Origin of the sequence: Halomonas alkalicola (assembly GCF_030704205.1) — a bacterium.
Taxonomy (GTDB): Bacteria; Pseudomonadota; Gammaproteobacteria; order Pseudomonadales; family Halomonadaceae; genus Halomonas; species Halomonas alkalicola.
This window is the reverse complement of sequence record NZ_CP131913.1, coordinates 2,103,385-2,122,581: the sequence shown is the minus strand read 5'-3', so window position 1 is coordinate 2,122,581 and position 19,197 is coordinate 2,103,385. Positions and strand designations below refer to the sequence as shown.

At 70.1% G+C, this 19,197-nt stretch carries 19 protein-coding genes and 1 pseudogene; 10 read left to right on the top strand and 10 right to left on the bottom strand.

What is annotated here, in order from left to right:
- Positions 1-45 precede the first annotated feature (45 nt).
- Genes B6N23_RS10160 through B6N23_RS10150 form a run of 3 tightly spaced genes read left to right on the top strand, consistent with a single transcriptional unit; the run spans position 46 to position 1,493 of the window.
- Positions 46-435 (top strand): RidA family protein, encoded by a 390-nt coding sequence (locus tag B6N23_RS10160; protein WP_305498446.1) that lies wholly within the window; start codon positions 46-48, stop codon positions 433-435.
- Between the two features lie 7 nt (positions 436-442).
- Positions 443-958 carry an RNA 2',3'-cyclic phosphodiesterase gene (gene thpR, locus B6N23_RS10155; RefSeq protein WP_305498445.1) on the top strand — a complete coding sequence of 172 codons (516 nt, stop codon included), beginning with the start codon at positions 443-445 and terminating at the stop codon, positions 956-958.
- A gap of 31 nt (positions 959-989) precedes the next feature.
- The gene (locus B6N23_RS10150) at positions 990-1,493 is read left to right on the top strand and encodes an acyloxyacyl hydrolase (RefSeq protein ID WP_305498430.1); all 504 of its coding nucleotides are present in this window, start codon (positions 990-992) and stop codon (positions 1,491-1,493) included.
- A 40-nt stretch (positions 1,494-1,533) separates the two neighbouring features.
- Here the strand turns inward: B6N23_RS10150 and B6N23_RS10145 are convergent, their stop codons facing one another.
- A complete protein-coding gene (locus B6N23_RS10145; protein ID WP_305498427.1) occupies positions 1,534-2,406 on the bottom strand; it encodes an SDR family oxidoreductase in 873 nt (290 codons plus the stop codon).
- 67 nt (positions 2,407-2,473) lie between these two features.
- Here B6N23_RS10145 and B6N23_RS10140 point away from each other — a divergent pair, with 67 nt between their 5' ends.
- Together B6N23_RS10140 and recG are read left to right on the top strand one after the other, a co-directional pair.
- Positions 2,474-3,394, top strand: a complete 921-nt coding sequence (locus B6N23_RS10140) for a hydrogen peroxide-inducible genes activator (protein WP_305498425.1) — start codon at positions 2,474-2,476, stop codon at positions 3,392-3,394.
- On the top strand, positions 3,391-5,490 hold the full coding sequence (gene recG / locus B6N23_RS10135) for an ATP-dependent DNA helicase RecG (protein ID WP_305498423.1): 2,100 nt from the start codon (positions 3,391-3,393) through the stop codon (positions 5,488-5,490). Before B6N23_RS10140 ends, recG begins: the two co-directional genes overlap by 4 nt.
- A 54-nt stretch (positions 5,491-5,544) precedes the next feature.
- Here recG and B6N23_RS10130 read toward each other — a convergent pair whose 3' ends face one another.
- The 3 genes from B6N23_RS10130 to B6N23_RS10120 all read right to left on the bottom strand — a co-directional run bounded on the left by B6N23_RS10130 (position 5,545) and on the right by B6N23_RS10120 (position 7,488).
- Positions 5,545-5,901, bottom strand: a complete 357-nt coding sequence (locus B6N23_RS10130) for a hypothetical protein (protein WP_110069429.1) — start codon at positions 5,899-5,901, stop codon at positions 5,545-5,547.
- A gap of 85 nt (positions 5,902-5,986) precedes the next feature.
- Entirely contained in the window at positions 5,987-6,262 is a 276-nt protein-coding gene (locus B6N23_RS10125; RefSeq protein WP_110069428.1) for an HU family DNA-binding protein, read from the bottom strand.
- 65 nt (positions 6,263-6,327) lie between these two features.
- Positions 6,328-7,488 carry an FAD-dependent oxidoreductase gene (locus B6N23_RS10120; RefSeq protein ID WP_305498407.1) on the bottom strand — a complete coding sequence of 387 codons (1,161 nt, stop codon included), beginning with the start codon at positions 7,486-7,488 and terminating at the stop codon, positions 6,328-6,330.
- Positions 7,489-7,563: 75 nt separating this feature from the next.
- On the opposite strand from B6N23_RS10120, the gene B6N23_RS10115 reads away from it, so the two are divergent.
- The 5 genes and pseudogenes from B6N23_RS10115 (at position 7,564) to phoR (ending at position 12,838) form a co-directional block, all read left to right on the top strand.
- Positions 7,564-8,112: a chorismate--pyruvate lyase family protein gene (locus B6N23_RS10115; RefSeq protein WP_305498403.1), complete on the top strand. Its 549-nt coding sequence runs from the start codon at positions 7,564-7,566 to the stop codon at positions 8,110-8,112.
- Between the two features lie 267 nt (positions 8,113-8,379).
- A pseudogene (gene tnpC / locus B6N23_RS10110) lies at positions 8,380-9,830 on the top strand (IS66 family transposase).
- A 25-nt stretch (positions 9,831-9,855) separates the two neighbouring features.
- Positions 9,856-10,749, top strand: a complete 894-nt coding sequence (gene ubiA / locus B6N23_RS10105) for a 4-hydroxybenzoate octaprenyltransferase (protein WP_305498401.1) — start codon at positions 9,856-9,858, stop codon at positions 10,747-10,749.
- An 81-nt stretch (positions 10,750-10,830) separates the two neighbouring features.
- Positions 10,831-11,520 (top strand): phosphate regulon transcriptional regulator PhoB, encoded by a 690-nt coding sequence (gene phoB / locus B6N23_RS10100; protein ID WP_110069425.1) that lies wholly within the window; start codon positions 10,831-10,833, stop codon positions 11,518-11,520.
- Position 11,521: 1 nt separating this feature from the next.
- Positions 11,522-12,838 carry a phosphate regulon sensor histidine kinase PhoR gene (phoR, locus tag B6N23_RS10095; protein ID WP_305498399.1) on the top strand — a complete coding sequence of 439 codons (1,317 nt, stop codon included), beginning with the start codon at positions 11,522-11,524 and terminating at the stop codon, positions 12,836-12,838.
- Here the strand turns inward: phoR and cysZ are convergent.
- The 6 genes from cysZ to B6N23_RS10065 form a co-directional block, all read right to left on the bottom strand.
- Positions 12,824-13,555 (bottom strand): sulfate transporter CysZ, encoded by a 732-nt coding sequence (gene cysZ, locus B6N23_RS10090; protein WP_305498397.1) that lies wholly within the window; start codon positions 13,553-13,555, stop codon positions 12,824-12,826. The two genes, phoR and cysZ, sit on opposite strands and share 15 nt — an antisense overlap.
- Positions 13,556-13,801: 246 nt before the next feature.
- Entirely contained in the window at positions 13,802-14,530 is a 729-nt protein-coding gene (phoU, locus tag B6N23_RS10085) for a phosphate signaling complex protein PhoU (protein ID WP_119022256.1), read from the bottom strand.
- 23 nt (positions 14,531-14,553) lie between these two features.
- Positions 14,554-15,369 carry a phosphate ABC transporter ATP-binding protein PstB gene (pstB, locus tag B6N23_RS10080; RefSeq protein ID WP_305498394.1) on the bottom strand — a complete coding sequence of 272 codons (816 nt, stop codon included), beginning with the start codon at positions 15,367-15,369 and terminating at the stop codon, positions 14,554-14,556.
- A 28-nt stretch (positions 15,370-15,397) separates the two neighbouring features.
- Positions 15,398-16,933 (bottom strand): phosphate ABC transporter permease PstA, encoded by a 1,536-nt coding sequence (gene pstA, locus B6N23_RS10075; RefSeq protein ID WP_305498392.1) that lies wholly within the window; start codon positions 16,931-16,933, stop codon positions 15,398-15,400.
- Entirely contained in the window at positions 16,930-18,117 is a 1,188-nt protein-coding gene (locus tag B6N23_RS10070; protein ID WP_305498390.1) for an ABC transporter permease subunit, read from the bottom strand. Before B6N23_RS10070 ends, pstA begins: the two co-directional genes overlap by 4 nt.
- Before the next feature lie 75 nt (positions 18,118-18,192).
- Positions 18,193-19,143 carry a PstS family phosphate ABC transporter substrate-binding protein gene (locus B6N23_RS10065; RefSeq protein ID WP_305498388.1) on the bottom strand — a complete coding sequence of 317 codons (951 nt, stop codon included), beginning with the start codon at positions 19,141-19,143 and terminating at the stop codon, positions 18,193-18,195.
- Positions 19,144-19,197: the final 54 nt, after the last annotated feature.

Genomic DNA, 19,197 nt, shown 5'->3' with positions numbered 1-19,197 from the left:
CGTTTTCGATTATCCCGAGCAGCAACCAAACCGACGGAGCACACCATGAGCAACAAGGCCGTGATCAACACCGACCAGGCCCCCGCCGCCATCGGCCCCTACTCCCAGGCCATCAAGGCCGGCAACACCGTCTACCTCTCCGGCCAGATCCCCCTGGACCCGGCCACCATGGAGATCGTCTCCGACGACTTCGAGGCCCAGGCCCGCCAGGTCTTCACCAACCTCAAGGCCGTCTGCGAGGAGGCCGCGGGCTCCCTGGGCGAGATCGTCAAGCTCAACCTCTACCTGGTCGACCTGGACAACTTCGCCCTGGTCAACAAGGTGATGGAGGAGTTCTTCGCCAAGCCCTACCCGGCCCGCGCCGCGGTTGGCGTGAAGGCGCTGCCCAAGGGCGCGCAGTTCGAGGCGGAAGCGGTGATGGTCATCGGCGACTGATAGCCCCATGCGGCTCTTCCTGGCGCTGGTACCGCCGCCCGCACTGCGCTGGCGGCTCGGCGCCCTGGCCGATGTGGCCCAGGCCCGCTGCGGCGGAAGACGCATGCCGGACGCGAGCCTCCACCTGACCCTTGCCTTTCTCGGCGAGGTGGGCGACAAGCAGGCCGAGGAGCTGTCGGAAGAGATCCGTTCGCTGGCCATCCCCGCCGGGCACTGGACGCTGGATGTCTGGGGTCACTTCCGTCGCCCGGGTATCGTCTGGGTGGGCGGTCGCCGCCCGGATACCGCCCTCCAGGAACTGCACGAGCGGCTGTGGGAGCGCCTGGAAGCCCACGGCCTGCCGGGGCGCCCCTCCCGCTTCATCCCCCATGTCACCCTGCTGCGCCGGGCCGAACGCCTCGAGGCCGACGGCCTGCCGGACGTGGACCTCGAATGGACCTATAATCGGGTGACGCTGATTCATTCGATCAACGACGGCCAGACCGCACGCTACGTGCCCCTGGCATGCTCTCGGGCGCGCTGAGCGCGATCACAGACAAGATAGGGAGAAGGGAATGTCCCGCGCATCGCACCGGGCGGCCTGCGCCGCCCTGACGCTGCTGCTGGCCGGCGGCCCGGCCATGGCCGACCTGCAGGTCGCCGTCGGAGCCACCAGCGAATCCACGGTCGCCCTCAAGGCAGAGGTGGACCGGATCGTTCCGCTGTCGAGCCTGCACCCCCGCCTGGAGCTACGGCTGGCCACCGGCCTGCTGCTGCTCTCCAGCGACGAGGAGGACGGCAACGCCGCCCTGACCCTGGCACCGGCACTGCGCTGGACCTTCGCCGGCGACCAGGGTGCCTTCGTGGAAGGGGGCATCGGCGCGGCGCTCTTTCTGAAGACCCGGGTGGAGTCACGCAACCTCTCCACCGCCTTCCAGTTCGAGGATCGCCTGGCGGTGGGGGTGCCCTGGGCCAGCGGGGAGCTCTCCCTGGCGCTGACCCACTACTCCAATGCCGGCATCAAGGAGCCCAATGACGGCTTCGAGACCCTGACACTGGGCTATCGCTTTCCGCTGTAGCCACGGCCCCGGGGATCGAGCGACCGCGTGACCTCGGCGATCACGCCTTCTCGGGGAGGAAGCCGCCCTCCCTGAGCACCTGGAGGTAACCCTCCCGGTAGCTGGGGTAGCGGAAGGCGTAGCCGCTGGCCAGCAGGCGGGCATTGTTGCAACGCTTGCTGGCCCGGCGACGCAGCGGCGACTGGATGATCTCGGTGGCCTCCACCTTGAGCTGCTTCGCCAGCCAGCTCATCACCTCATGCAGCGGCGCCGGCTCGCAGTCGCTGGCCAGATAGAGGTCGTCGACGGGCTCGCCGCCCAGCTCCCGCTCGATCAGGTGGGCCAGCACGCCGACGCAGTCATCGCGGTGGATGCGGTTGGTATACATGGCGGGGCTTTCCGGCGCGATGCGGCCCTCGCTGACCTGGCGGATCAGGCGATCGCGACCGGGGCCATAGATGCCCGAGAAGCGTACCGCGGTGCCGGGCAGGGCATGGTCGAACAGGGCCTGCTCGGCCTCGCGAATCAGTGCGCCGGCGAAGCCGGTGGGCTCGGCGGGGCTCGCCTCGTCCACTTCCTCGCCGGTCTGCTGGGGATAGACGCTGGTGGAGGAGACGAAGACGACCCGCCGCGGCGCCTTCTTGCGGGGGCCGAACTCATCCAGCACCGCCTTGAGCCCCGCGGGGTAGGCGGCACGGTAGGCCTCTTCCTCGAAGTGGTCGGCACTGGCCACGTAGACCAGCACATCGGCATCGGGCAGGGCGGCGAGGCTGGCGGGATCGGTGAGGTCTGCCGCCGCCGCCTCGAGGCCGCTGCCCTCCAGCGCGGCCACGTTGCGGCGCACGCCCACCACCCGTTGGCCGGCCGCCTGCAGCCGCTGGCCAAGCCCGATCCCGATATCCCCACAGCCCAGAATCAGCGTTGTTGTCTTCACCTTTTCCCTGCCTCCTGATAAAAAGTCCCTATTGGATTTTCAAGAGGATGCCTGCAAGGCAACCAAGATGACTCTAACAGAACTTCGCTACATCGTGACACTCGCCCAGGAGCGCCACTTCGGGCGCGCCGCCGAGCGCTGCTTCGTTTCCCAGCCGACCCTCTCCGTGGCGGTGAAGAAGCTCGAGGAGGAGCTGGGTGTCGCCCTGTTCGAGCGCTCCAAGTCCACCGTCCAGGTGACCCCCCTGGGCGAGAAGATCGTCGAACAGGCCCAGCGGGTTCTGGAGCAGACCAGCGTGATCAAGGAGGTGGCCAATTCTGGCAAGGACCAGCTGGCCAGCCCCCTGCGGCTCGGCGCCATCTATACCATCGGGCCCTACCTGTTCCCGCACCTGGTGCCCGAGCTGCGCCGCGGCGCGCCGCAGATGCCGCTCTACATCGAGGAGGGCTTCACCGGCAACCTGCGCCGCAAGCTGAGAAGCGGCGAACTGGATGCCATCATCGTGGCGTTGCCCTTCACCGAGACCGACGTGCTGACCAAGGCGCTCTACGAGGAGGAGTTCGAGGTGCTGATGCCGGCGGACCACCCCTGGGCCGAGCGCGAGGCGATCCACAAGGAGGAGCTGCTCAAGGAGCGGCTGCTGCTGCTCGGCGAAGGCCACTGCTTCCGGGACCAGATCCTCGAGGCCTGCCCGGCCATCAGCCAGAAGCTTGCCAGCCCCAACAACACCCTCACCGCCGAGGGGGGGTCGCTGGAGACCATCCGCCACATGGTGGCCTCCAAGCTCGGCATCACCGTGCTGCCCCGCTCGGCCATCGGCACCGTCCACTACGAGAGCGGCCTGCTGGTCAGCCGTCCCTTCACTCCCCCCGCACCCTCGCGCACCGTGGCGATCGCCTGGCGGGCCAGCTTCCCGCGGCCCAAGGCGATCGACGCCGTGACCGAGGCCATCGCCCGCTGTCGCGAGGCAGAACCCGTGACGGCATGAACGCCCTCGACGCGCCGGTCACGTCGCTCAAGGGGGTCGGCGAGGCGCTGGCGCTGAAGCTGGCCCGGCTGCGCCTGGAGAGCGTGGCCGACCTGCTCTTCCACCTGCCGCTGCGCTACCAGGACCGCACCCGCATCACCCCCATCGGCACCCTGCGCGCCGGCCACGAGGCGGTGGTGGAGGGTGAAGTGGTCGCCGCCGAGGTGGTGCGCGGTCGCCGCCGCAGCCTGCTGGTCCGGCTGCGCGACGGCTCGGGCCTGCTCAGCCTGCGCTTCTTCCACTTCTCGCCGGCCCAGCAGCAGCAGTTCCAGCCCGGCAGCTGGCTGCGCTGCTTCGGCGAGGCCCGCGCCGGGGCCACCGGGCTCGAGATCTACCACCCCGAATATCGCCTGCTCAAGGCCGACGCCCCGCCGGTAGAGGACCACCTGACCCCCATCTACCCCGCCACCGAAGGCCTCCACCAGACCCGCCTGCGGGCGCTGATCGAGCAGGCTCTGGCCCTGCTGGCGGCTCATCCCGAGGCGCTGCCGGACTGGATCAGCGAGGAGCTGCGCGCCCGCTTCCGGCTGCCTGAACTGCACCACTGCCTGCAGGTGCTCCACCAACCGCCGCCGGAGGTCGACCCCGCGCAGCTCGCCGGCGGTCGCCACCCCGCCACCCGCCGTCTGGCGCTGGAGGAGCTGCTGGCCCACCGCCTGAGCCTGCAGGCGGTGCGCCTGCGCATCCAGGAGGACGGCGCGCCGGCACTTCCCAGCGGGCGTAACCTGCAGGCGCGCTTCCTGACCCAGCTGCCCTTCTCGCTGACCGCCGCCCAGCGCCGCGTGCTCGACGAGATCGGCGCCGACCTGGCCCGGGAGGTGCCCATGCTGCGCCTGGTGCAGGGCGACGTGGGCTCCGGCAAGACGGTGGTGGCCGCCATGGCGGCACTCTCCGCCATCGCCGGCGACTGCCAGGCAGCGATGATGGCGCCCACCGAGATCCTCGCCGAGCAGCACTACCGTGCCTTCCGGGCCTGGTTCGAACCGCTGGGCATCGAGGTGGCCTGGCTCTCCGGCAAGCTCAAGGGCAAGGCGCGCCTGGACACCAAGGCGGCCATCCAGGACGGCCGCGCGCGCATGGTGGTGGGCACCCATGCCCTCTTCCAGGGCGACGTGCACTTCCAGCGCCTGGGCCTGGCCATCGTCGACGAGCAGCACCGCTTCGGGGTGCACCAGCGCCTGGCGCTACGTGAGAAAGGCAAAAAGGGCGAGAAGGGCGAGGCCGGCGGCCTGACGCCCCACCAGCTGGTGATGACCGCGACCCCCATTCCCCGCACACTGGCGATGAGCGCCTACGCCGACCTCGACGTCTCGATCATCGACGAGCTGCCCCCCGGGCGCACCCCGGTGAAGACGGTGGCGATGCCCGACGAGCGGCGCCCCGAGGTGGTGGCACGCATCCGCCACGCCTGCGCCGAGGGGCGACAGGCCTACTGGGTCTGCACCCTGATCGAGGAGTCCGAGGTGCTGGAGTGCCAGGCCGCCGAGGCGACCCGGGACGAGCTCACCGAGGCTCTGCCGGAACTGGCCATCGGCCTGGTGCACGGGCGCATGAAGGCCGCCGAGAAGGCCACGGTGATGGACGCCTTCAAGGCCGGCGAGCTGGACCTGCTGGTGGCCACCACGGTGATCGAGGTGGGGGTCGACGTGCCCAACGCCAGCCTGATGATCATCGAGAACCCCGAGAGGCTTGGGCTCTCCCAGCTGCACCAGCTGCGCGGCCGGGTGGGGCGCGGCTCCACCGCGAGCTTCTGCGTGCTGCTCTCTCACCCGCCGCTCTCCGCCCACTCCAAGGAGCGCCTGGCGGTGATGCGCGAGACCAACGACGGCTTTCGCATCGCCGAGAAGGACCTCGAGCTGCGCGGCCCCGGCGAGGTGCTGGGCACCCGCCAGACGGGCCTGGCCCAGATGAAGATCGCCGACCTGGAGCGCGACGCCGACCTGCTGGAGCGCGTCGCTCCGCTGGCCGAGGCGCTGCTGGCCATCCACCCGGAGGCGAGCCGGCCGCTGGTCAGGCGCTGGCTGGGCGAGGAGGCGGGCCGCTACGGGCAGGTGTAACCCTCACGACCCAGTAGCCGGGCAGCGAGGCGAGGGTGGGAGGTCAGAGGTGGATCAGAGGTGCCGGAGGAGCTTCTGGAGCTTCTGCAGATCGGCGGAATCACCGACCAGACGCACGGTGCCTGCCATCATGCCATCGAGGAAGGCCTGCTGGGTGGGTTTCCTCAGCACCTGGAGCGCGGTGGCCTCGTCCTCGAAGCGCAGCTCCAGGTCGAGGTCCACCGGCAGGCCGCGCCCGGACTGGATACCGCGGGGGGTCATCCGGTAGTGGCGGGCGATGGCGAGGTCTTCGGTGGCGATGCCCCAGTCGAGGCCGCGCATCTCGGTCAGCAGCTCGCGGAAGCGGGCCTTGCGGCGCAGGGCGCGCTTGAGCAGGAAGGCCAGCAGCCAGAGCATCAGTCGCAGCTTCATGTCGATCTCGCCACCGAATCCGAATCCATGGAGGGGAAGGCCGCCGCGGCCCACCGCAGCGGGCCGCCTGGCGCCTTGCTGTGTCTTACTTGGCCACCGCGTCCTTGAGGCCCTTGCCCGGCTTGAAGGCCACCGTCTTGCTGGCCGGGATGGTCAGCGGCTGGCCGGTCTGGGGGTTCTTGCCGGTGCGCGCCGCACGCTCACGCACGGTGAAGGTGCCGAAGCCGATCAGCGACACATCCTGTCCCTGGGCCACGCTACCGGTGATCTCGTCGAGGATCACGTTGAGCACCTGGCTCGCCTTGTCCTTGGAAAGATCGGCACGCTCGGCAATCGCCGCGGCGAGTTCTGGCTTACGCATACTGCCCTCCTGGTATTGGCATACTCCCCGGGCGCCTGTCGCCGGGGTCTTGTTCTGTCGAAGATCTAGCCTAGCAACGGCGGCGCAACCCGCGCCAGTTCAACTTTCCGACGGACACAGGCCCCTGTCAACGCAAATCCGATCAAACGACCGTCTTCCGATTCCGCCAGGGCGGTGAAATCCCCCGCCTCCCCCTCGATGCGCCAGCGCGCCGGCGGGCGGGTCGGCGGCAGGGCCACCACCAGCAGCAGCGGCGTCTTGACCACCACCGGCCAGGGGCCGTAGGCGACCGGGGTGGGCGTGCCGGTCAGGGTCCTCGCCAGCGCCTTGGCGCTCGCCTGCAGGGGCTGCACGTACATGGCACTCACCCCATCGACGCAGGCCACGTCGCCCAGGGCGTGGATGCCGGGCACCGAGGTGGCCAGGCAGCGGTCGGTGTGGATGCCGGCGGCGCTGACCGCGAGGCCCGCCGCCTCGGCCAGGGCGGTGCGGGGCCTGAGGCCGGTAGCCACCAGCACCAGGTCAGCCACCAGGCGGCTGCCGTCGTCCAGCGCCACGCCCAGGTCGGCGCCGGCGTCCTCGAGGGCCGTCACCCCGCCCCCCAGCGCCAGCGTCATGCCGGCCGCCTCGAAGGCCTCGCCCAGGGCACGCCCCAGGGGCTCGGGCAGCAGCCGCGCCAGGGGCGCGGTCTCGGGGGCCACCAGGCTCACCTCGTGACCGCCCGCCAGCAGGTCGTTGGCGAACTCGCAGCCCACCAGGCCGGCGCCGACGATGGCCACCCGGCCCGGCCGCCCCAGCGCCGCCAGGGCGGCGTGGAAGGCGCGATAGTCCTCCAGGTCGTTGATGGTAAAGACCCGGCCGGCCACCGCCGCGGGCAGTGCAAAGGGCACCGCCGGCGCCGCCCCGGTGGCCAGCACCAGCTCGCTCCAGGGCAGCCGCTCGGCGCCGATCCGCAGGGTGCGCGCTGCCGTATCGATGGCCTCGACCCGGGTATGGGTGCGCACCACCGCATTCAGCTCCTCGGCGACCCGCAGGGCGCTGCGCGCCGCCAGGCGATCCGGCGGCAGTCGCTTGGCGAAGCCGGTGGAGAGCAGCGGCTTGGCGTAGTCATCGCCGCCGTCAGCGGTGATCAGGGTCACGGGGCGTTCGGCATCCAGCGCACGCAGGGCACGCAGCAGGCCAAGGCCCGCCATGCCGGAACCGATGATGGTCAGGGGAGCGCTCATGGGCCTCCTCGCTCAGGGGTGGGGATGGCACCGCATGTTACACTAGCCGCCCCTGAAGCGACGCGGAGCCCGACGGTGTCCGACCTGCCACCTGCCGACACCTGCGCCCTGGCGCACTGGATCCCCCTGGCCGCCTCCCGGCCGGCCATGAGCCCCGCCTGGCACCGCTGGGTCGGCTCCCGGGACTCCCTGACCCTGCGCCTCACCGAGGCCGGTGCCCCGCGCCCCTTCCGCGTCCGGCTGCTCGACCAGCGCCTCGGCACTCCCCGCCGCGACGAGGCCAGGGCGCTGGGCATCGCCCCCGGCCAGCGCGCCTGGCTGCGCGAGGTGGCGCTCTGCCTGGGGGAGCACCCCTGGGTGGTGGCGCGCTCGGTGGCGCCGCTCTCGGGCCTGCCGGAACACGAGTTGGCCCACCTGGGCGAGCGCTCGCTGGGCTCCTGGCTGTTCCGCCAGCCGGGCCTCGAGCGCGGCGAGATCGAGGTGACCTCCGCCCCCGCCGGCTTCCACGCCGCCACGGGCCCCTGGGGGCGCCGCTCGGTGTTTCGCCGCGGCGACTTCCGGGTGCTGGTGCAGGAGTGGTTCCTGGATGCCATGGCGGATGACCTCGGTCTCCCTTCACGCTAGGCTCTGGGCCAGTCTCCGATGCCGACGGGCGGGGCGCCGGGGACAAGCCGAAGAGGAGGTCCTACGCCAGGGATGGCGTCGGTAGCGTACAAGGAAGTATTCACAGCGCCTCCTCGCAGGCTTGTCGCCGGAACAGTCCCGCCGCTTAACACCGTCTGCCAATAAAGAACATTCGTAACTATTCAGGTGGCTGCGGATGGGGTATCGCCAACCAGCTGATTTTTCTGGCATAGTGCACAGCATCATTCGGCACACCTATGCGGTGATATGACCATCAGCGATATCAACGTCGACGAGGCCCTGGAGCGGGTCCGGCAGCAGCTCAAGGAAGACCAGACGGTCTCGCCGTCGCTGCGTGCCGCCATCGATGTGCTGATGCTGCTGGTCAAGCTCATGGCCGATCGCCTGGCCACCAGTAGCCGCAACAGCAGCAAGCCACCGTCCCAGGATCCCAATCGCCAGCGCCGCTCGCGCGCCAAAGGCGAGCGGCGCCCCGGCGGACAGCCAGGGCATGAGGGTAAGACGTTGGCGCCGGTGACGGACCCCGACGAGGTGGTCAAGCTCCGTGTCGATCGTCGGCAACTCCCCAAGGGGCGTTCTTACCGCCCGGTCGGCGTCGAAACGCGCCAAGTGCAGGACATCGTAATCCAGGCCGTGGTCACCGAATATCAGGCTGAGGTCCTCGAAGATGATCAGGGGCAACGCTACGTGGCGCCATTCCCCGAGGGCGTGACTCGCCCCATCCAGTATGGCCCTCGCCTCAAGGCGCATGTCGTCTATCTCTCCCAGTATCAGCTGTTGCCCTATGCGCGTATCCGCGAGTTGCTCACCTCGCAGTGCGGCCTGTCGCTGAGCACCGGCACCCTGTTCGCCTTCAACCAGGAGGCCTACCAGCGGGCCGAGGCGTTCGCCGAGTGGGTGATCCCGGCGCTACGTGAAGCAGCCACCGTCCATGCCGATGAAACCGGAATGCAGGTCGGTGGCAAACGCTACTGGCTACACAGCGCCTCCAACGAGGCCCTGACCTGGTTGGCCCCGCACCCCAAGCGCGGCCAGGAAGCGATGGACGCCATCGGCGTATTGCCCTTCGTGCGTGGCGTGCTGGTGCATGATCACTGGAAGCCCTACTACCGCTATCCGGATTGCCGGCACGCGCTCTGTAATGCGCACCACCTTCGGGAGCTGACAGCGGCCTGGGAGAACGATGGCCAGGCATGGGCCAAGGCCTTGCATGACCTGTTGTTGGAGATGCATCGCGCCGTGGAGGTGGCCGACGGCTGCCTCTCGGCCGATGAGACCCGAGCCTGGCGGCAGCGCTATCGAGATTGCCTGGCGAAAGGGGACGCCGAGTGCCCCCCGCCGGTGAAACCGCCACCTGGAACGCGAGGCCGGGCCAAGCGCACCAAGTCGCGCAACCTCCTGGAACGCCTCCAGGCGTACGAGGACGACGTGTTGCGCTTCCTCGACGACCCTGCCGCTCCCTTCACCAACAACCAGGGGGAGCGCGATCTGCGAATGACCAAGGTCCAGCAGAAAATCTCGGGCTGTTTCCGCTCCTGGGAGGGTGCTGAGAGATCTTCTGCCGCATGCGTAGCTTTCTCTCGACCGCCGTCAAGCAAGGGGTAGCGGCGCATACCGCACTGGAGCAACTGTTTGCGGGGGAGGTGCCAGCCTTCATGCAGCAAGAAGCCCCGACTCAGCCAACCGGTGCTGAATAGTTACGAACATTCTTACGAGGTAGAGATGGACCGTTCCCTGATGCGCCCCACGGGCCTCGCCCGGGTGCCCGACTTCCTGCAGCTGATGCGCCTGAACCGCCCCATCGGCACCTGGCTGCTGATGTGGCCCACCCTGTGGGCGCTGTGGGTGGCCGCCGAGGGCATCCCCGGCCGCCGCGTGCTGCTGATCTTCATCGCCGGGGTCTACCTGATGCGCGCCGCCGGCTGCGTGGTCAACGACTACGCCGACCGCCACTTCGACGGCCACGTCAAGCGCACCCGGCTGCGCCCCCTGGCCACCGGGCGGATCAGCGAGGGCGAGGCCCAGGCGCTGTTCCTGATCCTGGTGATGGCCGCCTTCGTGCTGGTGCTCTTCACCAACCTCTTCACCGTGATGCTCTCCCTGGTCGGGGTGGCGCTGGCCTTCATCTACCCCTTCATGAAGCGCTACACCCACCTGCCCCAGCTCTTCCTGGGCGCCGCCTTCTCCTGGGCCATCCCCATGGCCTTCGGCGCGGTGCTGGGCCATGTGCCCTTCGAGGCCTGGCTGCTGTTCGCCGCCAACGTCGCCTGGACCGTGGCCTACGATACCCAGTACGCCATGGTCGACCGCGACGACGACCTCAAGATCGGCATCAAGTCCACCGCCGTGCTGTTCGGCCGCGCCGACCGGCTGATGATCGGCCTGCTGCAGGGCCTGACCCTGCTGCTGCTGGCCTGGGCGGGGCTGCGTCTGGGCTTCGGCGGCTTCTTCTGGCTGGGCCTGGCCGGCATGGCGGCCACCTTCGTGCACCAGCAGTTCCTGATCCGCGAGCGCGAGCGCGATCCCTGCTTCCAGGCCTTCCTCAACAACCACTGGTCGGGCCTGCTGGTGTTCGCCGGCATCGCCCTCAGCCTGTGGCCGGCCGCCGGCGCGTGACAGGCGGGCGGTCCTGTCATGCGAGTGTCATACTGGCATGGTGAGATCGTCATCGATCCGTCACTGTGCCGAGGCTTCCGGATGACCGCCAAGACCGTTCTGATCGTCGATGATGAGGCGCCGATCCGCGAGATGATCGCGGTGGCGCTGGAGATGGCCGACTATCGCGTCCTCGAGGCCGACAACGCCCAGGCCGCCCATGCCATGGTGGTCGACCACCAGCCCGACCTGGTGCTGCTGGACTGGATGATGCCCGGCACCAGCGGCATCGAGCTGGCCCGCCGCCTCAAGCGCGAGCCGACTACCGCCGAACTGCCGATCATCATGCTCACCGCCAAGGGCGAGGAGGACAACAAGATCCAGGGGCTGGAGGCCGGCGCCGACGACTACATCACCAAGCCCTTCTCTCCCCGCGAGCTGGTGGCCCGCCTCAAGGCGGTGCTGCGTCGCGCCACGCCCCAGGGCGTCGAGGAGGCCGTGGAGGTCGATGGCCTGCTGCTCGATCCGGTGAGCCACCGGGTCAGCGCCAGCGGCAGGCCCGTGGAGATGGGCCCCACCGAGTATCGCCTGCTGCAGTTCTTCATGACCCACCAGGAGCGCGCCTACACCCGCAGCCAGCTGCTGGACCAGGTGTGGGGCGGCAATGTCTACGTGGAGGAGCGCACCGTGGACGTGCATATCCGCCGCCTGCGCAAGGCGCTGGGCGAGCGCCACCAGCACCTGGTGCAGACGGTGCGCGGCACCGGCTACCGGTTCTCCGCCAAGGGCTGACGTGGGCCTCTGGAGGCGGGAGCTATGGCGACTTCTGCTGCTGGCCGGCATCGGCCTGCTGGTGGGCTGGCTGCTGTCCCATGCCTGGGCGGGCCTGGCCCTCGGCCTCGCGGCCTGCCTGGCCTTTCATCTACGCCAGCTCTACCGCCTCCACCGCTGGCTGACCCTCACCCCCCAGGCCGAGCCTCCCGCCACCACCGGCGTGTGGGGCGAGCTGTTCGACCGTCTCTACCGCTACCAGAAGGGGCAGCGCCACACCCAGGAGCGGCTGCTCGGGATCATCAAGCGCATCCAGGAGTCCTCCGAGGCGATGCGCGACAGCGTGGTGATGCTCGACCGCCACGGCGACATGGAGTGGTGGAACAGCGCCGCCGAGCGCATGCTGGGGCTCAACGCCGCCCATGACCGCGGCCACCACATCACCAACCTGCTGCGCGATCCGCGCTTCATCGACTACTTCCATGCCCGCGACTACCGCGAGCCGCTGACGCTGCCCTCGCCCATCGACGAGCAGATGGTGCTGCAGTTCCAGATCACCCTCTACGGCGATGACGAGCGGCTGCTGATGGCCCGCGACATCACCCGCCTGCACCGCCTGGAGGAGATGCGCCGCGACTTCGTGGCCAATGTCTCCCACGAGCTGCGCACCCCACTCACCGTGCTGGCCGGCTACCTGGAGACCTACGCCACCTACGCCGACCAGCTGCCGCCGCGCTTCGCCCGGGGGCTGCCCAGTATGCAGGAGCAGACCAGCCGCATGCAGAACCTGGTCAGCGACCTGCTGCTGCTGTCGCGCCTGGAGATCGACCGCGGCGGCGAGGACCACACCCCGCTGGGCATGGACGCCCTGCTGGGCAGCGTGCAGCGCGACGCGACGGCGACGGCCGCCGGCCGCCACACCGTCGAGGTGGAGCTGGTGGAACCCAAGTCACTGCTCGGCAGCGAGCAGGAGATCCACAGCGCCCTCTCCAACCTGGCCTTCAACGCGGTGCGCTACACCCCCGAGGGCAGCCGCATCGTGCTGCGCTGGCGGCCCCACGGCGACGGCGCCTGCCTGGAGGTGGAGGACAACGGCGAGGGCATCGATCCGGTGCACCTGCCGCGGCTCACCGAGCGCTTCTACCGGGTCGACAAGGGGCGCAGCGCCGCCACCGGCGGCACCGGGCTTGGCCTCGCCATCGTCAAGCATGTGCTGCTGCGCCACGACGCCCGCCTGGAGATCGACTCCCGCCCGGGCCAGGGCGCCCGCTTCCGCTGCCTGTTCCCCGCCGAGCGACTCGCGGCTGAGGCCGCCGAGAAGTCCTCAGCGAGCCTCTGAGACCGCCGGCTCCCGGTAGTGGCGGTCCCACATCAGCACCGCGCCGGACACCGCGCCGGGCAGCAGGAAGAGGTTGGCCAGGGGAATCCAGGTCACCAGGGTCACGCAGCCGCCATAGGTGAGGCTCTGCCACCAGCGCGCCGCCAGCCGTCGGCGCATCTCGGCGAAGCTCACCTTGTTGTTGTCCATGGGGTAGTCCAGGTAGGCGATCGCCATCACCCAGGCGGAGAAGAGCGCCCAGAGCAGCGGGGCGGCGAGGTTCACCCCGGGAATCCAGCTCACCAGGAAGAGCAGCAGGGCTCTTGGCGCGATATAGGCCAGCTTGACCAGCTCGCGCCCCATGGCATCCACCGCCGTCTTCATGAAGCCGCGATCGTCCAGCGGTGGCCGCCCGGTGGCCACCGCCTCCACCCTGGCCGCCAGGAAGCCGTAGAAGGGGGCGGCGATCAGGTGGGTCACCAGGGTGAAGGTGAAGAAGACAATCACCACCAGGCTGATCACGAACAGCGGCCAGATCAGCCACTCGAGCCAGCCAAGCCAGGCCGGCACCAGCGCCATCCAGCCCTCCAGCCAGCCGCCGAAGTTGGCCAGCACGAAGCGCAGCATGGCCCCGTAGACCAGCAGGTTGATGACGATGGGCACGAAGACGTAGCGGCGCAGGCCGCGGGAGTAGGCCAGGCGGGTGCCCCGGGCCAGGGCGGTGACGGCATCAAGCATGGTGATTCCTTCACGGGAAAACGACGAAGGCCACCGCCAGGGGCAGTGGCCTGCGACATTGACAGCCAATCCAGAGGGACCGTCAACCCATGCACCGTTGCAATGAGCGAGAGGCGCCGGGGACAGGTCGAAGAGGGGGTCCTACGCCAGGGATGGCGTCGGTAGCGCCCAAGGATGGGTTCACAGCGCCCCCTCGAAGACCTGTCGCCGGAACAGCCTCGAGCATGACGGTCGACCGAGTCAGGCCTATCCCTTGCGGGTGATCGCCTGCTCGTCGAGGTCCTCGGGGTCGGTGTGGCGGATATCCAGCCCCTTGACCAGGTAGACCACGTACTCGGCCAGGTTGTTGGCGTGATCGCCGATGCGCTCCAGGGCGCGCAGGATCCACATCAAGCTGAGGATCGGCGAGATCGAGCGGGCATCCTCCATCATGAAGGTCATCAGCGAGCGCATGGCGCTGCGGTACTCCTCGTCCACCTCCTCGTCCTCATGCACCAGCTTCAGCGCCAGCTCGGTATCGAAGCGGGCGAAGGAGGTCAGGGCATCGCGCACCATGCGCCGCACGTGCTCGCTGATCATGCGCACCTCGACGAAGCCGCGGGTGCCGTTATCGGCGGCGATCAGGTCGGCGGCGTTGCGGGCGATCTTGCTCGCCTCGTCGCCGATGCGCTCCAGATCGGAGGCGGCGCGGATCACCGCCAGCACCAGGCGTAGGTCCGAGGCCGCCGGCTGGCGGCGCGCCAGCACCTGGGTGCACTCCTCGTCGATCTTGATCTGCATGTCGTTGACCGCGCGATCGTTCTCCACCACCCGGCGGGCCAGGTCGGAGTCCCCCTCGAGCAGTGCGGCCACCGCCTCCTGGATCTGCTTCTCCACCAGGCCGCCCATGGCCATCAGGTGGGTCTTGAGCTCCTCGAGCTCCTGGTTGAACTGCCGCGAGATGTGGCGGCTGTGGATATCGCTGGTGATGTCCATGGGACTCTCCTTGGGGCCGGCCGTCAGGCCATGCGCCCGGTGATGTAGTTCTCGGTGCGCACGAGGCGCGGATTGGTGAAGAGCCTGTCGGTGGGGCCGTACTCCACCAGCTCGCCCTCCTGCAGGAAGGCGGTGTAGTCGGAGACCCGCGCCGCCTGCTGCATGTTGTGGGTGACCAGCACCAGGGTCAGCTGCGACTTAAGGTTACGGATCAGCTCTTCGATCTTCAGCGTCGAGATCGGATCCAGCGCCGAGGCCGGCTCGTCGAGCAGCAGCACCTCGGGGCGCACCGCCAGGGTGCGGGCGATCACCAGGCGCTGCTGCTGGCCGCCGGAGAGCGCCCAGGCCGAACTCCTCAGGCGATCCTTCACCTCATCCCACAGCGCCGCCGATTGCAGCGCCCACTCGACGATGTCGTCCAGCTGGCGCTTGCGGATACCCCCCTGCAGCCGCAGCCCGAAGGCGACGTTGTCGTAGATCGACATCGGGAAGGGGTTGGGCGCCTGGAACACCATGCCGACCCGCCGGCGCAGCTCCGCCACCTCCACCTCGGGGGCGTGAATATCCTGCCCCTCGAGGCGAATCCGCCCGGCGAGCCGCACCTCGTCGTTGAGGTCGTGGAGCCGGTTGAGGGCCCGCCGCAGCGTCGACTTCCCGCACCCCGAGGGCCCGATGAAGGCGGTGACCCGCTGGCGCGGCACGCGCAGCGAGAGCTCGCGCAGCGCCGGCGTCTCCCCGTAGGCCAGGCTCAGCCCCTCGATCTCCAGGCAGCAGGCGGCCGGGTCGAAGTCGATGATCGGACTGCCGGCAGCGGACCGTGGCGACGGGAAGACGGACATCGGGTTCCTCACTCCTCGGGCGCTGCCGCTAGCGGCGCGGCAGGGCCCCGTGACGCGCTCTTAGATGATGGCGCAGGAATATTGCAGTCAGGTTAAGCACCAGGATCACCAGCACCAGCAGCAGCGCGGTGGCGTAGACCAGCGGCAGCGCCGCCTGGACATCGTCCCCATGGAAGGCCACGTCGTAGATGTGGTAGCCCAGATGCATGAACTTCCGTTCAAGATGCAGGAAGGGGAAATCACCGTCCACCGGCACCTGGGGCGCCAGCTTGGCGACCCCCACCAGCATCAGCGGCGCCACCTCACCGGCGGCCCGGGCCACGGCCAGGATCACCCCGGTGAGCATGGCCGGGGCGGTCATCGGCAGGATCACCCGGGTCAGCATCTCCACCCGGGTGGCGCCCAGCGCCAGGGCGCCCTCGCGCTGATGGTCCGGCACCCGCGCCAGCCCCTCCTCGGTGGCCACGATCACCACCGGCAGGGTCAGCAGCGCCAGGGTCAGCGAGGCCCACAGCAGGCCGCCGGTGCCGAAGGTGGGCGAGGGCAGCTGATCGGCGAAGAACCACTCGTCCAGGGTGCCGCCGATGCCGTAGACGAAGACCCCAAGCCCGAACACTCCATAGACGATGGAGGGCACCCCGGCCAGGTTGCGCACCGCGATGCGCACCAGCCGGGTGAAGCGTCCCTGATGGGCGACCTCGTTGAGGTAGATGGCCGCCAGCACGCCGAAGGGGGTCACCACCACCGACATCAGCAGCACCATCAGCACGGTACCGAAGATCGCCGGCCACACCCCGCCGGCGGTGTTGGCGGCGCGGGGCCCCTCGGCGAGGAAGCGCCACACGCCCTGCCCCCAGGCGGCCAGCTTCTGGGGCGTCGACATGGCGTTGGGCCGCCAGGCGCGCAGCACCTGCTCCAGCGGCTGCTCGAGGCGACGCCCGTCGACGCTCTCCAGCAGCAAGCGAGTCCCCCCCATGCGCGCCTGAAGCACCCGGATGCGGGCATTGGCCCGGGCAAGCTGACTGTCGGCCTCGGGATCCCGGTCCAGCCGCCGAGCCAGGGGTACCACCTCGTCGCGCAGGCGATCACGCTCCGCCCTCAGGGCCGCGAGCTCCTGCAGGCGCACCTGCAGGGCCGCCCAGGCGGCCTCCCCCTCGACGCGCCCTGCGGCACTCTCGAGGGCCAACAGGCGCCCCTGGAAGGTGCCCCAGCGGGTACGCTCCAGCACCACCAGGTCCCGGGGGCGGCTTTCCTCGGCGATCTCGTCCACGGCCACCCAGCGCCAGATCGCGCCGTCCAGGTCGCGATTGGCCGTGCGGTAGAGGCGCTCGCGCTTCTCGCCGCCTGGCAGGCGCTCCTCGCGCACCGCCTGGCCGGCCAGCTGGCGGCCATCCTCCAGGGTCACCAGGGTGAGGGGCGACGGCCAGAAGTGCCCCATCCCCCGCACCGCCAGCAGGGTCAGGAGCCCGGCCAGCAGCAGCAGCGACAGCGCCACGCTGCCGGCGGCCAGCCACGGCCAGGGCCCCTCGCCGCGGGGCAGCCGAGCGCGCCCGGGGCCGATCATGAAAGTCCCCCCAGGCGGCGGTAGCGGCGGCGCAGCCGGGCGCGCACCAGCTCCGCCAGGGTATTGACCAGGAAGGTGAACACGAACAGCGCCAGCGCCGCCAGGAACAGCAGCCGGTAGTGGACCCCGCCCGGCACCGCCTCGGGCAGCTCGATGGCGATGGTGGCGGCCAGGGAACGCATCCCCTCCAGGGGGCTCAGGGTCATCAGCGCGGTGTTGCCGCTGGCCATCAGCACGATTATGGTCTCGCCCACGGCGCGGCCGGCGCCGATCATCACCGCGCTGAACACCCCGGGGGCCGCCGCAGGCAGCACCACCTTCCACAGGCTCTGCCAGCGGGTCGCGCCCAGCGCCTGGGCGCCCTCGCCCAGGCTCGCCGGCACCCCGGAGAGTGCATCCTCGGCCAGGGCATAGATGCCGGGAATGACCGCGAAGCCCATGGCCAGGCCGACGATCAGCGCGTTGCGCGAGGCATAGCCGAGCCCGAAGTGCGCCTCCAGCCAGCCGCGCAGGTCACCGCCGAACAGCAGCGACTCGAGCCAGGGCGAGAGCCACAGCGCCAGACCCGCCAGCAGCGCCAGCCAGGGGATCAGCCACAGCCCGGCCCAGCCCTGGGGAAGCCGACGCCGCCAGGGCGCCGGCAGGCGTGTCCAGGCCAGGCCGGCGAGCAGCAGCCCCCCCGGCAGCACCGCCACCAGCGCCAGGGCGCCGGCCAGGTGGCGCTCCACCCAGGGCGCCAGTACCAGGCCGGCAACGAAGCCGACCACCACGCCGGGCATCGCCTCCATCAACTCCAGGGTCGGCTTGAGGCGGCTGCGCAGCCGCGGCGGCATGTAGAGGGCCGAGTGGATGGCCGCGCCCAGCGCCAGCGGCACGGCGAACAGCAGCGCCCAGAAGGCCGCCTTGAGGGTGCCCCAGGCCAGCGGCTGCAGGCCAAACAGGGGGGACTCCCCGGGCAGGGTGCCGGGCTGCCAGCGGGGCTGCCACAGCTCGCGCCAGCCGACGCCCGAGTCCGCCTCGAGAAACAGCGGCGCCACCTCCAGGGCCAGGAAGAGGCCGATGGCGAGCACCGCCGCCACCACGCCGATGCCGCCGGCCGTGATCAGCAGGGTCGCCAGGCGGTCCCGCAGGCGCCGCCACCACTGGTGGCGCGGCTGGGCCCTGGGCGGCAAAGGGTCGATCATGGCCGCTCCCGGTCGATCATCGGCAAGGGTGATGACAACACTTTACGACATCCTGATGACAGTTGGGTGACAGCCTCAGCGGCCTCCATGGCCCTCGAGACGGCGCCTCTGGCGCTCACGCTCGGCCGGGGTCAGGGGCACGAAGCCGAGCTCTTTCACCACCGCCTGGCCGGCGTCGGAGAGCACCAGCTCGAGGAAGGCGCGCTCGGGCCCGGGCAGGGTCGCCCCCGGCGGCCGGTTGACATAGACATAGAGGCTGCGCGAAAGCGGATAGTCGCCGCGGCTCACCATCATGGCGCTGGGCGGGTGGAGCTCGCCGCTCTCGCTGTCGCGCCGGGCAACGGGGCGCACCGCCGGCGTCAGGTGGTTGAGCCCGGCATAGCCGATGGCGCCGGGCTCCGCCGCTACCGCCGCCACCACCGCGGCCGAGCCGGGATGCTCGTTGACGTCGAGCCGAAAGCGCCCCCCGCACAGGCCGCGCAGGCGAAAGAGGTCATGGGTGCCGGAGGCCACGTTGCGGCCATGCAGCCGCACGCGCCCTTCGGGCAGGCCGCTGCCGAGCTGTGACCAGCGCTCGATGGGGGCCTCGCCACCGCAGCGCAGGGTGTCCGAAAAGAGCGCATCCAGCTCGGCCAGGGTCAGGCTCTCCAGCGGATTGTGGCGATGCACCACCACCGCCAGGGCATCCCGGGCCACCTCGAGCTCCAGCGGCGGATAGCCGTGGCGCGCCACGAAGGCCGCCCGCTCGGCCTCGCTCATGGGGCGCGACATGGGGCCCAGGCGGGTGGTACCAGCGATCAGCGCCGTGGGAGCGCTGGACGAACCGCTGGCCTGCAGCTGCAGGCGTACCGCCGGGTACTGCTCGGCCAGGGCCTCCCCCCAGTGCAGCATCAGCCCTGCCAGGGTATCGGAGCCCACGGCCCCCAGGGTACCGGCCACCTCGTCGGCATCCGCCTGGGCCAGGCCCGGCGCCCACACCAGCAGCAGCGCCAGACAGCCCATCGCCGCCCGCTGCCGCCAAGTCATCCGCCTGCCGCCGCCCCTGCGGCGGGCCACGGGGCCATGCTGGTGGGCGGCGGC